The 16,424-nt window shown below is 37.1% G+C and carries 17 protein-coding genes; 4 read left to right on the top strand and 13 right to left on the bottom strand.

Going from position 1 to position 16,424, the window contains the following annotated elements; genetic code table 11:
- Window positions 1–957: an AAA family ATPase gene (locus BN6556_RS13265; protein ID WP_066192325.1), complete on the bottom strand. Its 957-nt coding sequence runs from the start codon at window positions 955–957 to the stop codon at window positions 1–3.
- A 238-nt stretch (window positions 958–1,195) separates the two neighbouring features.
- Here BN6556_RS13265 and BN6556_RS13260 point away from each other — a divergent pair, with 238 nt between their 5' ends.
- A complete protein-coding gene (locus BN6556_RS13260) occupies window positions 1,196–2,257 on the top strand; it encodes an NAD(P)/FAD-dependent oxidoreductase (RefSeq protein WP_066192323.1) in 1,062 nt (353 codons plus the stop codon).
- Window positions 2,258–2,444: 187 nt separating this feature from the next.
- Window positions 2,445–3,203 (top strand): EAL domain-containing protein, encoded by a 759-nt coding sequence (locus tag BN6556_RS13255; protein ID WP_066192321.1) that lies wholly within the window; start codon window positions 2,445–2,447, stop codon window positions 3,201–3,203.
- 25 nt (window positions 3,204–3,228) lie between these two features.
- Here BN6556_RS13255 and BN6556_RS13250 read toward each other — a convergent pair whose 3' ends face one another.
- From BN6556_RS13250 to BN6556_RS13235, 4 genes are all read right to left on the bottom strand, one after another.
- The gene (locus BN6556_RS13250) at window positions 3,229–3,837 is read right to left on the bottom strand and encodes a hypothetical protein (protein WP_066192319.1); all 609 of its coding nucleotides are present in this window, start codon (window positions 3,835–3,837) and stop codon (window positions 3,229–3,231) included.
- Window positions 3,838–3,857: 20 nt separating this feature from the next.
- Window positions 3,858–4,763 carry a hypothetical protein gene (locus tag BN6556_RS13245; protein ID WP_066192317.1) on the bottom strand — a complete coding sequence of 302 codons (906 nt, stop codon included), beginning with the start codon at window positions 4,761–4,763 and terminating at the stop codon, window positions 3,858–3,860.
- Between the two features lie 179 nt (window positions 4,764–4,942).
- The gene (gene tnpA / locus BN6556_RS13240) at window positions 4,943–5,413 is read right to left on the bottom strand and encodes an IS200/IS605 family transposase (protein WP_066192315.1); all 471 of its coding nucleotides are present in this window, start codon (window positions 5,411–5,413) and stop codon (window positions 4,943–4,945) included.
- 56 nt (window positions 5,414–5,469) lie between these two features.
- Window positions 5,470–5,994, bottom strand: a complete 525-nt coding sequence (locus BN6556_RS13235; RefSeq protein ID WP_066192312.1) for a hypothetical protein — start codon at window positions 5,992–5,994, stop codon at window positions 5,470–5,472.
- 718 nt (window positions 5,995–6,712) lie between these two features.
- Here BN6556_RS13235 and BN6556_RS13225 point away from each other — a divergent pair.
- Together BN6556_RS13225 and BN6556_RS13220 are read left to right on the top strand one after the other, a co-directional pair.
- Window positions 6,713–7,168: a DUF2188 domain-containing protein gene (locus BN6556_RS13225; RefSeq protein ID WP_066192303.1), complete on the top strand. Its 456-nt coding sequence runs from the start codon at window positions 6,713–6,715 to the stop codon at window positions 7,166–7,168.
- A gap of 460 nt (window positions 7,169–7,628) precedes the next feature.
- Window positions 7,629–8,057 (top strand): hypothetical protein, encoded by a 429-nt coding sequence (locus BN6556_RS13220; RefSeq protein WP_066192301.1) that lies wholly within the window; start codon window positions 7,629–7,631, stop codon window positions 8,055–8,057.
- 411 nt (window positions 8,058–8,468) lie between these two features.
- Here the strand turns inward: BN6556_RS13220 and pseI are convergent, their stop codons facing one another.
- From pseI to BN6556_RS13180, 8 genes are all read right to left on the bottom strand, one after another.
- A complete protein-coding gene (gene pseI / locus BN6556_RS13215) occupies window positions 8,469–9,512 on the bottom strand; it encodes a pseudaminic acid synthase (protein WP_066192299.1) in 1,044 nt (347 codons plus the stop codon).
- 76 nt (window positions 9,513–9,588) lie between these two features.
- Complete coding sequence (locus BN6556_RS13210) at window positions 9,589–10,065, bottom strand: GNAT family N-acetyltransferase (protein ID WP_066192296.1); 477 nt, start codon at window positions 10,063–10,065, stop codon at window positions 9,589–9,591.
- Between the two features lie 14 nt (window positions 10,066–10,079).
- Complete coding sequence (locus BN6556_RS13205; protein WP_066192294.1) at window positions 10,080–11,048, bottom strand: PseG/SpsG family protein; 969 nt, start codon at window positions 11,046–11,048, stop codon at window positions 10,080–10,082.
- 16 nt (window positions 11,049–11,064) lie between these two features.
- Entirely contained in the window at window positions 11,065–11,799 is a 735-nt protein-coding gene (locus BN6556_RS13200) for a cytidylyltransferase domain-containing protein (protein ID WP_066192291.1), read from the bottom strand.
- Window positions 11,796–12,977: a UDP-4-amino-4,6-dideoxy-N-acetyl-beta-L-altrosamine transaminase gene (pseC, locus tag BN6556_RS13195; protein WP_066192289.1), complete on the bottom strand. Its 1,182-nt coding sequence runs from the start codon at window positions 12,975–12,977 to the stop codon at window positions 11,796–11,798. The genes BN6556_RS13200 and pseC overlap by 4 nt, the downstream gene beginning before the upstream one ends.
- Window positions 12,978–12,985: 8 nt before the next feature.
- The gene (gene pseB / locus BN6556_RS13190; protein ID WP_066192287.1) at window positions 12,986–13,957 is read right to left on the bottom strand and encodes a UDP-N-acetylglucosamine 4,6-dehydratase (inverting); all 972 of its coding nucleotides are present in this window, start codon (window positions 13,955–13,957) and stop codon (window positions 12,986–12,988) included.
- Complete coding sequence (locus tag BN6556_RS13185) at window positions 13,957–15,804, bottom strand: motility associated factor glycosyltransferase family protein (RefSeq protein WP_066192286.1); 1,848 nt, start codon at window positions 15,802–15,804, stop codon at window positions 13,957–13,959. The genes pseB and BN6556_RS13185 overlap by 1 nt, the downstream gene beginning before the upstream one ends.
- On the bottom strand, window positions 15,794–16,393 hold the full coding sequence (locus BN6556_RS13180) for a hypothetical protein (protein ID WP_066192283.1): 600 nt from the start codon (window positions 16,391–16,393) through the stop codon (window positions 15,794–15,796). Before BN6556_RS13180 ends, BN6556_RS13185 begins: the two co-directional genes overlap by 11 nt.
- Between the last annotated feature and the right edge of the window lie 31 nt (window positions 16,394–16,424).

Raw genomic sequence — 16,424 nt, 5'->3', positions numbered from 1 at the left:
TCATTCCTTTTCTGGCTCTGTCGGTACCGGTACTAGGCCCAGGATATTTTCAATGACTTCATCCGTATCTCCTTGCTTGACACCAATCCGCTTCGCAAGCACAATACGGTGTCCTAGTACCGGTTTAGCCATTTGCTTGATATCATCAGGAATTACATAAGTACGTTCCTGTAACAAGGCATAGACCTGTACCGCCTTTAACAAAGCCTGACTCCCTCTTGGGCTGACACCTAATGCAATCTGTTCATGCGTACGCGTCTTCTCAATTACATCTAATAAGTAGCTCAACACATCATCACTAATCGTCACCTGACTGTATAAGCCCTGCATGGTAACGATTTCATCAATCGAAAGCACTGCTGATAATGTATCCAGCGGATTGCTTTGCTTAAAACGCTGGAGGATCGTTAGTCCCTCTTCTTTTGACGGATAACCCATATGTACTTTCAGCATAAAGCGATCCAATTGTGCCTCTGGCAGTGGAAAAGTACCCTGACTCTCAATCGGATTTTGTGTAGCAATCACCAAGAAAGGCTGTGCCAACATATGGGTATTGCCATCTATCGTAACCTGTCTCTCTTCCATACTTTCCAGCAAACTGGATTGTGTTCTCGGTGTGGCGCGATTGATCTCATCTGCCAATAACACATTAGTAAAAACAGGGCCAGCTCGAAACTCGAACTCCCCTTGCTGTTGATGATAGAAATGAATTCCCGTAATATCAGTAGGAAGCAAGTCTGGTGTAAATTGAATTCGTTTAAAATCTCCCGCTAAGGAAGTTGCCAGTGATTTCGCCATCAATGTCTTTCCCGTTCCAGGCACGTCCTCTAGTAACACGTGACCGGAGGAAATCAGGGCAACCAATAATAAATCAACCGTTTCCTCTTGCCCTACGACCACTTGATTGATATTATCTTTTACCTTTTTGGTTAGTAATGGTATCTCTGTTAATTCCATTAGAAAACTCCTTTTCATTTTTGTTGGCGCTTTCAATATTCTTTATATCATGTATCTTGAAAGGAAGTAAAACATTATCCCTTATCCGCAAAGAATATTCGATCAGAAAGTGATACTTTTGTATAGTTTTCTGCAACGATTTTTGTTAGTCTTAATAAGGGATGTTTAAACCATTTATTTTTGAACATTCGCTTATTTGGGGGATAATAGGTTATAGATAAGATAGGAGCTGTGAAAGATGAAGAGAATTGTAATGGTTGGTGGCGGCTATGGAGGAATGAACGCCCTGCATCAATTAATCAACAATGGAATTGCAGACGATGTAGAGGTCATATTAATTGACCGTAATCCGTATCATGCCTTAAAAACGGAATTCTACGCGATTGTAGCAGGAACGAAGGCAGATAAAGAAGTACGCCTCGAATTCCCAGACCATCCACAAATTTCTTATATATTTGGTGAAGTAGTAGAAATAAACACGGAGGAAGAACATATTCGCTTACGCAACAGGGAAGAAATGGTATCCTATGACTACCTGTTAATCGGTCTCGGCTGTGAAGATAATTATCACGGTATTCCCGGGGCGATGGAATATACAGAAAGTGTGCAAAGTATCTTCAAGGCGCGTCAGGCAAGCAACAAAGTCAACAACCTGCCTGCCTACAGTCAAATTTCCGTTGTTGGGGCTGGATTAAGCGGAATCGAGGTGGCATCAGAAATAAGAGAAAGCCGAGCAGATTTGAAGATTCGTTTATTAGATCGTGGCTCCTCTGTCCTCTCTGCATTTGATGATAAAATTCAAAAATATGTGGAGGATTGGTTTCGGGATAACAACGTTAGTATTCTGCACCATAGTAACGTGGAGGCAGTGGATGAAGGCATTTTCTATAATAATGGTGAAGGGATCGAAAGCGATGTGATTATTTGGACGGCAGGTGTTCGTCCCCACTATCTCGTGCGTACCCTCCCTTTTGAAAAGGATCGGCATGAGAAGATTATCGTAAATGATTTCTATCAGGTGCCCAGCCATCTCAATGTCTATGTTGTTGGAGATTGTGCCGCTTCTGAGTTCTCTCCAAGCGCACAGCTTGCAGGTATTCAAGGAGAACAAATCGGCGATGCCCTTTCCAACGTGATCCGAGGTCGGCAGCCAGAGAAACCAAAACCGATCAAATTGAAGGGACAGTTAGGTTCACTCGGTAAATCAGATGGGTTTGGCAACATGTATCGGCGTGCATTCACCGGTTTTTTACCACGATTAGCCAAGTCTGGTGTGTTGTGGCTTAACAAACGGCATTAATAAAGCATCCTACAGCGCCATAAAACCAAGCATTTTTCATTTCTCCACCTGTCAAACAGACACCATTCCTGAAATGTGTCTGTTTTTTTAGTGTGAGAAACGGTATATTTGTAGATTAAAAAATCATTTTATTATAAAATAAGTACACATTATTCTCGGACGCATGTAGAAACAAAGGGGAGATACCATGTCGATTGCCAAATTAAACGACCTCATTGATAACGAAAAATTCACCCATCAATTCCAAGCATTGTTTGACCTTCAAACACTTAGTACGATTGGTTATGAGGCATTTATAACGTCCGATTTATTTAAAAATACAGAGATCCTTTTTGAGAAAGCAAGTAACAGCTCGCGTTTTTTTGAATTGGAAATGCGTTCAATTAAAAAGGCGATCCAAAGCTATGATCGGCTTTCCACAGAAAAAAAACTGTTCGTCAATATTTACCCGATCAATTTAATGCACAGCTCGATGCTGCAGTATTTAGAACACTTTAGAAAGAAGACCCGGGTAGCCCCTGATCAGATTGTCTTGGAAGTCAAGGAGGCAGATATTACAAAGTACTCCCCTTCTTTTGTGGATTCACTCCGCTCTATACAACATGCTGGTTATTTGATTGGTTTTGATGATGTGGGAAAACAAGCCTCTTCCTTACACGCTATTGTCGAATTAAAACCAGATTTCATTAAAATGAATCGTTTTTTTGCCAAAAACCTTGCCCAATCCAGTCAAAAGCAGGAAATGGTGCGTTCCATTGTGACGTATTGTTTCCACACCAACACCAAGCTTGTGTTAAAAGGAATAGAAGTTCCCGAAGACTTAGAAATGGCAAAATCAATCGGTATTTCGATTGTTCAAGGCTACCTGCTCGCCCGGCCTGAGCCATTATCGGTTATTCAACAATATGAGACGAAACAGGCAGATGACATGGCCAGCAATGAATAAAGGTGGGGAGACTACCCACCTGTTTTTAAGATGATTGATCCTTATGTAACAATTGATCTTCCACCTCTGTCGCCATTTGCTCCAAATAGCTCTCTTGATAATGCAGTCGCATCCGAGTAATAGGGACAGAGCGCATCAAGATGCCAACAAGGAAAATACCCAAGGTTACGATCAATAATAATTCAATCGAAGGCGACGAAAGGTAAATCCATAAAAAAATCAGTGAGAGAAGAAGACAAACGGCAAAGACAATCACGGTAAAACGTGCATTTCGCCAGCCATCTCTGACATAATCCTTGAATTCTTCCTTCCTCAAATAGACATCCTTCCACTCTGTTTTCTCCATGGACCTTTTGTACAAATAGTTGTTCTCTAACCAAAAGGACAACCCTCCCAAGATAAGCAGCGCCATCACACTGACAAAGCCATTCATAGGAATGCGAATATCCCCAATCATGCGAAGCACGGAATAACCGGCAAAGACATAGATCCAATATTGCGCACTATTAAAAATACGATGATTATCATTATATATTCGGTAAAGCTTCTTGGTATTCCGATCCATGTATAAACTATGCCCCATTCGATCGCGAGGTGTTTCTACATAAAAAGGAATGTGATCTCCTACTCCCATCTTACCTCTCCTTACTCTTGTTATTCCTTTTTCTTACGTCCGCGCCAGATAAACGATGTATAATTGGCATCGCACCATTTTTCCAAATGCTTCCTTGCCTCGGCACGATCTCCTTTGCGAATCTTCCAGACTAGCGGACGCGTTGGATCTCCCAACGTGCTGACAGAAAATCTATTCCTGCGCCGCTTCATATCAATGTAGACAACAGAACGGCCAGATACCTTTAATTTACCGAGCATAAGCTTATCCGCCCAGATCTGAACGTCCATCCAGCACCATTTTCCCAAAAAGATGCCGAGTACAATCAATCCAATTGCTATCCCCATACACCACATAGCAGCTTCGACGTTCGTTAATCTCACCAGGATACCAAAAAGGAACAGCAGCAATCCAGCCCCTACCGCTATATTCTGTAAAGCGGTAAGCTTGGCGCGAAATTGATAGATTTTTTCTGTTTGAAGCCGCTCCTCTTCTGCCTGTTTCCATTGGGTAAATGTCTGTTGATATGTTTCTTTAATTATGGGCTGACTCCCCAACTGATCCTTGCTTCGCGCTAGACGACGTTCTCTGATCATCTTTTTTAGTTTCGATTGATGTATCCGATATCCAAGAAACCATACCAAGAGAAGAACTCCTGTCCAGATCAACTGACCTCTGGAAAATACGCCTGTCGCAGTCAGTATCAAAGCAACAGGAAAAATCCCCCACCATAACAAGCGAAACACTGACTGGACGAAACGATACCAACGATCAGAAACAAGGGGCGCATGCTGGTTGTTAGGTTCCATACGCCCCAGCTGAAACTGACAGGTAATCCAGTCATCTATATCGGTAATCAACGGTTTATTCACTGCGATACTTTCTGCGAATAACTGGTGCAAGGCATTCGCTTCTTCATACAACTGACGTAACCCTGTCCCCGTCATCGTCCGTTCTACTATATTTTTCCCCAGCAAAAATTCCCGAAACGTAAAATCAAAACCACCAGTGTGAACTGGTGGTTTGCTCTGCGGCTGAAAGCCTATGTTACCGGCCTCGGCCTAAAAGGCCCACTGAATGGTTTTCCTTTTGCACCACACTCACTCACTGATTCTAAAAGAATCTCTTATTTCTTCTTATTTTTCTCTCCAGTGAACGGATCAAATTCTTCAAATAATGTTAACTGATCACTCATGTAATCCTCTTTAAGCTGATTTCTAATATATTCTTGAATTTGATTTTTATTTCTGCCCACTGTATCTACAAAGTAGCCTCGACACCAAAATTTACGATTACCATATCTGTACTTTAAATTAGCGTGTCGATCGAATATCATTAAACTACTTTTGCCCTTTAGGTAGCCCATGAATTGAGATACACTTAGTTTTGGTGGAATACTTACTAACATATGAATGTGATCTTTACATGCATTTGCCTCGTGTATCTCAATCCCTTTCCTTTCACAAAGCTCTCTTACTATTTCTCCGATGCTTTTTTTATATTTCCCATAAATAATTTGTCTTCTATATTTTGGAGCAAAAACGATATGGAACTTACATCTCCACTGCGTATGTGCTAAACTATTCTTGTCCTGCATTGGACATGCCTCCTTCTTTGATGAGATTTGGTGGTCGGGAAACCAACCTTATCTTATCATGAAGAGAGGCTTTTTTGCCCCCACGCTTGAAGCTCTATGGAACCCCCGGCATAGCCAGGGGTTTTCAAAGACCATAATAAAAGGGACATGCGCTGCTGATAAACCTGCCAAAACGCATCCCATGCATGTTGAAAAGCTTGAAAATCAGCTACATACCAATGATCAAGCTTGGTTAGATACTCCTTTTGGATCGACAAGCCCTCTAATAAGGCGGCAATCCGCTCCTGATCACGTTGCAGCTCGTTAATATCGACTCCATATTCTGATTGAAACTTCAAACGAGTCATTTCCCCACTATCTCCATCCATCCAATGGGTGTTATCTGATTTTCTTTCATTGGTCGCCGACTTGACTAAGCGATCCTTAAGCTTTTCTAAATAAATAGTTGACTGCAGCATCGATACATAGGTATACATCGTCTCCGCCGTTTGGTGATCTGCACGCTTTCCGGTATGATCCAACACATCAAAATGAGAAAAAACGGGGGCATGCAGCTCTTTCTGACCCACGGTGACATACATCTTTCCCTTCACCATCAACGAAATCGATGGCCGGTGCCGCATATTCACGGAAATAAGGACGTATATTGGGCTTTTTTGCGATGACAGTCATTGTTTCTCACCTCTGTTTATGTAGGTATCCATTGGTTTGATATTCCCTTCTTTATCATCATTAAAGCTAATGATAGGACAAAGGATATGGTATCATGATACAGCACTTTATGGAAAATATTCTAATCGTCAAAAGGAATGCCTTGGGGAAACGACGAAGTGTGACTATCATTGTCACCTTGTGGATTGGGATTGCGGAGAGTTTTTTGATTCTTAGTCCAGTAGATTCTTACGGGACCCGGGAGCGCGATTTGCTCTCTCCAGTCCACGAGATCCATTCTTATGGACTGTAGATCGAGATTTGCTCTTTTTCAGTCCGCGAGATCCGTTCTTATGGACTGTGGAACGTGATTTGCTTTTTCCAGTCCACGAGATCCGTTCTTATGGACTGTGGAACGCGATTTGCTCTTTTTCAGTCCGCGAGATCCGTTCTTATGGACTGTGGAACGCGATTGGCTTTTTTCAGTCCGCGAGATTCATTCTTACGGACCCTGGAACGTGTTTTGCTTTCCTCAGTCCGCGAGATCGGTTTCTTATGTACGAGGCAGCGTATTTTTGTTTCTGAGATTACAACTCCCAAATTTCGGTTATATAAAGAATAAGTAATCCAAAAAAGGAGGGCACCCATATGCCTTGGAATACACAAGACTATCCTGATTCATTTAAAAACCTAGAGACCGAGGTAAGGAAAAAAGCAATCGATATTGCCAATGCCATGATCGAAGACGGCTACAAAGAAGGACAAGCGATCCCGATTGCAACAGAACAAGCAAAAAAATGGTACGATAACGCCTCCGAGCACGAGCGCAACCAAGTTTTACAAATGAGTGATCAAGAGCTAGAAGAGACAGACGAGGATCGGCCAAGCAGTCGACCGGAACTATTAGAAAAAGGCGAGCATGTCCTTCCCCATTCCGATGGCTGGGCAGTCAAGGCACAAGACGCCAAGCAAGCCTCAGATGTATTATCAACAAAAGATGAGGCAATCCAGCGTGCTGAAGAAATTGCAAACAATAAACAAACGGCAGTGATCATTCATCGTAAAGACGGAACGATTGAGCGACGAATCGATAAGCAAAACTAACTACCAACGAAACAACTGTAATATCCTATGTGGCACTTGATTGGCTTGAGCTAATATATAGCCTGAGCCACTTGTGCTAAGACGATTTAGCATAGACCTAAGCCGTGACCGCTCTGTTGAAAGCTTTCCTAACACGTTGCCTAGTGTATTAATAGGCTTAACAGGATAGACGTAATGAAATGAAACAAAATGATATCGTTAATCGTATAAATATTAAAATGATTATACTCTACAAATAAAGTACGCCTACCTAATCAATCAGGTGTAACCATCATTTTATCACAGTGTAACTAGCTGTAAGACTCTCAATGCGAAATTTGAATAAACTTGAAATTTTCGAAAATGAAATAACCATTAACTATTTTATTCGTTTAACTAACATGCAGTGAAATTAAAAGAAATTTCCACTGCTTAAACCTTTACTTTATTGTATACCATTCACCAAGAAAGGAATGATCATTTGTCCACAAGCAAACGTTTAGGCATGGATGATACTAGCGGGTTTGATTTTGCCCAAGAGATGCTGAATGGCGATGTAACCGCCGCAATTAACTTTGATAGGATTCAGCAAAAACGAGATGGAACGTATATCATTTTCGAATATTTACTCTGTGAAGAATCGCAAACGGTAAACCCGCATACCAGCCATCCCAATCGCTATATGCACAAAAACAAGAAAAAGTTCACCAGCCTTTGGAGCGTGACACAGGATTTGAACGCCATCTTGTATCTTGTCAATTATGCCAAAAAAGGAACCAGGCATGAGGATAAGGTGTTGCTAATGAAGGTAACAAATATTACGGAGAATCGTGTGGAGACAGAGGATTATCCGCTTACTCGGGCAAGATTTCAAGCGTGGTTTCGCAAGCAAAATGCAGTTTGTTTGTGACTGAAAAGGAATACTTTTATAGCGGAGAAACTACAGGTGAAATGTGCTTTGCATTATGAACCTGTAGTCTTGTATAAGAAAATGATGTGTTACATGTGATCATTATTTTGGTTTCAAAATTAATGTTCTCTTCATTACATACGATAGGAATTCACTTACTTATATTTCTGGATTTTCGCTCTAAATTTGGCATTCTTAAAGCCATTCTCTGTTGGAGTAGACTCTCTATGCACTTCACTACTTTCAGCAATTCATATCATTTTAGTTTTCGACTCAGATTTCTGAATTAACTATTATGAACAATCGAATAAATTATTAATTACAAATAAATAATGCTTTTCAGCCAGGAATTGGGAGGTGTAATTATCTATATATAAATACCAAAAACATAGTTAAGTTCTACATCTATCATTACTTTATTTTATCCCACGTCAAAGGAGTACCAAATGATATATCTGTTGTCGCCTGCTTACCGAGGATCTCATTGATATATTTAGGTTCAATACCATCGTTTGGTCGAATAGATCGAACATTCTCCTCAGTAAATTTCTCACCTTTTTTTATCTCTTTCACCACAAATAATGAACGAGAGAACTTTCGATTATTAATCTTTTTTTTAGTTAATGTATAATCTACTTTTCCGACCGCTTTCTCTGCCTCTCTGACAGACTGAACCATTTCTGCAAATTCTTCTGGATCTAAAGAAAAAGCAGCATCTGGTCCTCCAATACTTTTATCCAAAATAAAATGCTTTTCGATTACTTTTGCTCCTAGTGCAACAGATGTAATCGGTACGGAATGACCTAAAGTATGGTCTGACAAGCCAATTTCCACATCAAACGTTTCCTTCAAGTTTTGCATGGTTAGCAGATTAGCTTCCTCAACTTTTGCAGGATATGCAGAAGTACATTTCAATAATATAATTTGATTGTTTCCCATTTCTCGACATGCAAGAACAGCTTCTTCTATTTCAGATAGCGTTGCAATCCCTGTAGAAATGATTACTGGTTTCCCTTTAGAGGCAACATATTTAATTAGCGGTATATCTGTTATTTCAAAAGAAGCTACTTTATATGCTGGAGTCTTCAAATCTTCTAGCAAATCTACAGCGGTGTAATCAAATGGACTAGAAAATATTACTATGCCTATTTCTTTTGCATATTCGAATAGTTCTTGATGCCATTCCCATGGAGTATATGCTTCTTTATATAAATCATATAAGGTCCTACCATCCCACAATGTACCTGTGTTTATTTTAAAGTAATCTAAATTTGAATTAATAGTCATTGTATCTGCAGTATAAGTTTGTAATTTAATTGCATCTGCTCCAGCATTTTTGGCTGCTTCCATTGTTTTTTTGGCTATATCTATATCCTGACCATGATTCGCTGATAACTCAGCTATAATAAAAACAGAAGATTTTTTATGTATTAAGTGTTTGTCAATTTTTATCATGTAATTCCCTTCTTTAGCTATAATGTGAGTGAGTATACATTTCAAAACTTTCACTTTTAAAACGAGACAATATGTTTTAAAAGTGTTCCATCATATATGAATATTCAAAATAATATTCTTTTTCAATTTCGATAAAGCCTGCTTTCATAAAGGTTCTTCTAGATCCAATATTATCTTTTTTCACTTTTCCAATCAGTGATCTGACAGGTAAATTATCACGTTTAATTTTATTTATTGTTTCTTTAAGTAATAGAGTACCGTAACCCAGCCCTCTATATTTCAAATCAATACTATAACTAATAATTGTTTTATCAAAATCAGTGTCAAGCCGAATCTGACCAATTGGTTGTTGATCGCCATATAAGATATACATATAAGTATTGTCAGAATGCAATTTCGTTTTTAACCATTCTATATGGTTAACTAATGAAATATTGTCTGTATTAAAAGCACTTTTTCTAACTTCCTTGTCATTAACCCAATTGTATAAAAGGAGACAATCGTCCATTGTTACAGAGATTAACTTGAATTTACATTTTTTATTTACTCTCAAAAGAATTATACTCCTCACCTTATTTTAGCTAACAAATGATCAATAATTCTTTTACTACCTTTACCATCAACCTTAGAATGTAATTTATTTATTTCTTGATTAAGTAAATTTATATCTAATTTTTTTTTAATTTGATCTCTTAAGCCATTAAAAAAACATGATTCGTCAAAAATTAAATAATCATCTATAATCGAATTGTTTTTTAATAAGTTTATATTATTCTGTTGATTCTCAGCCATTTTAATTGGAATGAATGGTGTTTGTGTTGCTATCAGTTCAAATAGCGTTTGTCCAGCAGCACTAATTGCAAAATCCGCTTCTCCCATTAATTTTTTCATCTCACTTGCCTGCAAATCACTATGTATATTTAAATTATCATACGATTTATGATATAAAGACTCCAAGGTTGCTTCCGTATTGCTAACAACATCGAAAATAATATATGGATAATTAGTACACAGGAATTCAACAACACTTGTAATCATATTCCTTATATCTGTACCACCCAACATGACTAAAGCTCTTGTTACTTTTTGTTTTCTTTCTATTTGTTCAATAAGCCTAAACTCTTTTCTAAGTATCGTATAGTCTAACCCTTGAAGATATCCGTCATCATTAACAAATTCGTTTTCTATGCTAGGTTGTACTATAATTCCATTTGGATAATCTATTCTATTAAAATCGTCTAGAGAAAGGATTAAACTAGAATGTTTAGCAATATACTTATATATCTTTAGAGAAGCCGTATAGGAATCAATAATACAAAGATCTTGTTCCGTTAACGTTTCTTTTAAAACATTGATATCATACCAATCAAACAGACTAATATTCTGATCTCTAAAAATTTCTAAATCATAATCAGCATTTAGTATGATTTCTGTTTCTATTCCTCTGCTCAAAACCTCTTCATATAAAGCACTACAACGCATAAAATGACCTAGACCAATTTTTGAACTTGCTTCTGTGAATATTAAAATTCGCATTACATTTTAGCTCCAATTATTTTAATTTCTTTTGCTCTACATGTTTGTTTATGTAGTTTAACAATGGTCTTCTCTTTAATAAATCTATAATTTCTTTCATATAAAAATTATGGTTACCGTGATAAAGTTCATGATATATTTCTTCAATAAGCTTCCAGTCTTCAAATGTATCTAAAGTTAACCTATAATCCGAATGGTCGAACTTATTTGTAAAATAGTATACCTTATCTTCATTCTCATATAAATAAGGAGTCACATGTTCCTTCTGGTAATCTAGGTTAGCATTTTGATACGAGTTCTCTAAAGCTTCGAATGAAAATACCTCAACATCCAAACCTCTTGGGAAGGTTCTCAATGTCGTATCAGCTCCTGCGTTTGTTACAAGCAAATAATTATTTTCATCAAAGCATTTAACTAGCTTATCAATTACATATGGATCTATTAATGGGCAGTCTGAGGTTATTCTTACAACAACATCTGCTTGAGCATACTTCGCAGCTAAGAAATACCTTTCCAAGACATTCGACTCATCTCCCTGAAATGCCTCTACACGATTCTTAACTGCTTCCAATACGATTTGTTGATCCTGCTGATTTTTGGTCGTAGCAATTACGATCTTGTCAATCCATTTTGATTGCTTTACTCGACGAATAACATGAGAAAGTACCGTATCATCCTGTAATTCTTTCATTACTTTTCCGGGAAGTCGCGAAGATCCCATTCTTGCTTGTATGATTGCAACGACTTTCATTCCTCATCGCCTACTTTGGTTCGTTTATTGGTCGAAATTATCCGCTTAATCGTTTGGATAATATACTCTACTTCTTGATCAGTCATACTTGGAAATAATGGCAGAGTTATTGCTTCCTCATATAAGTGCTCTGCTTCTAAATAATTACATTGATTATAACCTAAATTTTTATAATATGGCTGTTTGTGAACAGGAATATAGTGCACATTCACCCCTATATCACAATTCCTAAGTTCATTAAATAATTTAGCTTTACTTACCTGCAATACATTCGAACAAAAACGGAGAACATAAATATGCCAGCTAGACTCAACAAATGCGCTTTGTTTAGGTATAACAACTTCTTTTATATCTTTAAAATGCCAATTATACTTCTCCACAATTTCTTTTCGTCGTTCTAAAAATTGATCTGATTTCCTTAACTGACTAATTCCTAAAGCTGCTTGAATATCCGTCATCCGATAATTATATCCTAAAAACTGCATTTCATAATACCACGGTCCATGATCATCCATCATTTGAGAACGGTCACGAGTGATCCCATGTGAGCGGAATGCCAAGAGTTTCTCATAATATACTTTATTATTGGTTGTAATAACCCCGCCTTCTCCTGTTGTGATATGTTTAACTGGATGAAAACTAAACATGGTCATATCACTAATTGATCCTATCTTCTGCCCGCGATAAGTGGCACCAAGTGCATGAGCAGCATCCTCAATGACAATAAGCTTATGACGGCGAGCTATTTCAATAATCTCCTCTAATTCACATGGCTGTCCGGTAAAATCCACTGGTATAATCGCCTTTGTTTTATTCGTAATCTTCTTTTCAATTTCTAAGGGATTGATATTATACGTAACAGGGTCAATATCAGCAAAAATCGGTGTCCCCCCCTGATATAGAACACAGTTACTACTAGCTACAAATGTCATAGGGGTGGTAATCACTTCATCCCCTTCTGTAATACCAGCGGCAAAACAGGCACCATGTAACGCAGCTGTACCGCTAGAAAAAGCGACAGCATACTTAGAATCAACATATGCAGCGATGGCTTCCTCAAATTGATTAATTGCTGGTCCCGTAGTTAGATAATCACTTCTTAACACATTAACCACTGCCTGAATATCTTCTTCGTCTAATGATTGTTTTCCATACGGAATAAATGAATGATCACTCATGATGAACATTACTCCTTATCATATACAAGTTCTCGTAAGTCCTCTACCGTTAACCAATCTTGATTTGTTTCACTGCTATACCTAAAACTATTTTGCAACTTCTGACCATTATTGCCATTTTCCTTCCCCCACCATGGAAATTCAGGTTGAATCACATAATAATTATCATATTCAAGTGTTCGTCTTGCATCGTCCTCAGTAATCATCACTTCATGAAGTTTTTCACCTGGTCGAATCCCTACAAAATTCAAATCACATTCAGGCGCAATTGCTTTTGCTAGATTCATGATAGACATACTAGGAATCTTCGGAACAAAAATCTCTCCGCCTTGCATTCTATAAAAGCTTTCTATGACAAACTGCACTCCTTGATCTAGCGTGATCCAGAATCGTGTCATTCTTTCATCTGTAATAGGAAGAATCCCAGCACTTTTCACTTTTTTAAAAAAAGGAACTACACTACCTCTGCTTCCCACCACATTCCCATATCTTACAACGGAAAACCGTGTCTTCTTATCCCCTGCATAGGAATTACCAGCGACGAACAATTTATCAGAAGCAAGTTTTGTCGCTCCGTACAAATTAACAGGAGCAGCCGCTTTATCTGTACTTAATGCAACAACTTTTTCTACCTTTTTATCTATTGCTGCCTCAATAATATTTTGAGCACCATTGATATTGGTTTTAACTGCCTCAAAGGGATTATATTCACATGCCTCCACATGTTTCATCGCAGCCGCATGTACGACATAATCTACTCCATCAAAGGCACGATATAGTCGATCTGTATCACGGACATCGCCGATAAAAAAACGCAACCGATCATCATCAAATTCTTGCTTCATTTCATATTGTTTTAATTCATCACGGCTAAATACTATAACCTTTTTCACATTTGTTTCTAATATTCGTTTGGTGAACTTTTTTCCGAATGATCCTGTTCCACCGGTAATAAGTATCGTTTTATTTTCAAATTGCATTATTTGCTCACTTCTTTCTCTACGAACAATTCGTTGTTTCTTAATTCTTCAAAGTATTCGTTTACTTCATGCATTAAATGATTTAATTGAGATAAAAATGAACCAAATCGATTGTAAAACAGATCAATTTTTTTCATGTTATCTGATTCTTGTTTGATTTCTTGAGATGATGCTACCAAATTTTCCAGCTGTACTCTAAGCATAGGTGACAAAAAAGTTTGATTAAATCTATTTTTCTTAATTTTTTTAAATTTTTTATCAAATTTGGCAAGCTGTTTTTCCAATTTTCCATTATTACCTCGATAGTGGTGTTTTGATTGATAGATATGACGCATCATTTTCATTGTATCTGTTAGGTCTTGCATAAATATATTTTTATAATATGCTAGATTATTCATATGATCTAATATATGATTACGTTCATAATGCGGTTCTGCATGGTACCATTGATCAGATACTTCAGATTGGTTAGTAAAATGCATATTGATTACTTTAGAGAGCGGTATAAATGAAGCACCTTCAATTGCTGCCCCATCTTTCGTTGTGTTGTATACATTTACGCTAGTAGTCTGCTTAATATATAATTCCAGTGTCTGTCGCATCCTATTATACCCATCTTCCGTCCATACGGTTTTACCACTCACGCTCTTTACAGGTATTAATTTATCCTCACTAACCTGATCAGTTTGGTATTCTACCCCTGCTGCATATCGATACCTATCTTTAAAAGATAAGTTTTGTCCTACTAAATAAATGGTTTTCACCTTTAATTTAGATAACAATTGATAAGTAACTAACGCTATCGAAGGGGCGTCATTAACCATATCTATTTCCTTTTCATCTTGTAACAAATAAGGTGCAATGGTGTCTTGAGTAGTGATCATATGCAACAAGGGGCCTTGATAATCAAATAGGGTTTCATACCCTACGGTACTTCCAAAAATCAATGGGATAGTAGCTATGTTCCGATCTTTCACTTTCTGAATAACTTTATAATTGTGAGCCTGTGGATCATAGGTACATATGGCGTCTGGTAAAATATCATTTTCAATCAACGCATTAATCGCCGATCCTACCGAAAAGATATAAGCTAAACCATGCTTTTTTATATACTTTAAATTCTCAAACTCTTCATTCAGACTTGGACCTGCCGATACAATAATTGCTGGTTTTCCTTTAAAAACTGATTCATCTATATCCCTTAATATATTTGGTGTTTTTAATACTGTTGGAAAGTTTTTAATTGCGTTAATTGTCCAACGTTTTTGGAATGATAAATTAGTTACTAATCTACTTTTTGTATTTTTTAATTGATCTACTAAAAGCGCATATAATTTATCTAGTTCCACTTGATAATTCTTTTGGTAATACGGAAGTGCAAAGACTTCTATTTTATTTTGATGTGACTGTAATAAATGTTGAATACTAGATTCCATTGTTTCCTTTACCACTATGGTGACATTATCTTTACCAAATAATTCTTCTAATGAAATATGCGATAATAACTTTTTCAACACTAACAAATCCGGTTCATAGATAGAAAAAGTGGCATGCGGAAATTTCTTTTTAAGTGCCGTATAATGATAACCCATTCCCAAACCAAATAATAAAATATGTGATTTACCTTCTATCAAGTCAAATTGGTTAACTAATTTATCTATCTCTATTAGTGGGTTATATTTACTATGTACATATTTGTAGGAGTCATTCTGTTTTATTTTTAAGGTTAACTGCTCAGACTTGGCCATCTCTATTTCTACAAATTCTTCATCAGTGGTAGTTTCATTCAGCAACTGTAATAACGGACGATTTTTGACACTTAAATAGTTTTTATTATCAATGAGCATGAGGTCGACATCCTTCAGTATCTATTGTATTTGAGATTAATTTTTTTAAATTCTGATAAATTGGAATCATTTCATATTGAATAATATCAGCTATTAAAGTTTCATCGTCAGCTTCTACAGCCTCTGCTAACTCTTTAATTCCGTCCTCCAATTTATGATATTGGTCAACATAACATTTCCAATTATTAGGACGCTCTTTTAAAGAATCGATAGTTACTAGTATATTTGAAAACCATGTAATTCCTTCTGTGAAATATTGAAACTGATTCCAATCTTCTGCTCCTGGCTTTTGATAAAAATTATTAGAAAGTTCTTGTACTAAATCCACTGCATTATCTAAATAATTCTCTGCTGTCAATAATGTATCATTGATAAACTGCTTCTTTGACTGTGTTATTACTTTTATATACTCAATGCTTTGCCAATGCTGTTCCAAATAAGCTTCAAAATCGTCATATACATCTTGAGCATTAATTGTTACCTGATTAATTATATCGTCATCTGCTAATGTTTGAATTTTTTCAACCATTTGAGTTGCTGTTGTTATTTCCTTTGTATCAATGTTCTTTTCATTTACAATTAGTTTCATCGTAAGTCCCCCAGTTAAATATCTTACCACA

The organism is Gracilibacillus timonensis (assembly GCF_900086715.1).
Taxonomy (GTDB): domain Bacteria; phylum Bacillota; class Bacilli; order Bacillales; family Amphibacillaceae; genus Gracilibacillus; species Gracilibacillus timonensis.
The sequence above is the reverse complement of the archived record's forward strand: the minus strand, read 5'-3'. Positions and strand labels throughout refer to the sequence as shown.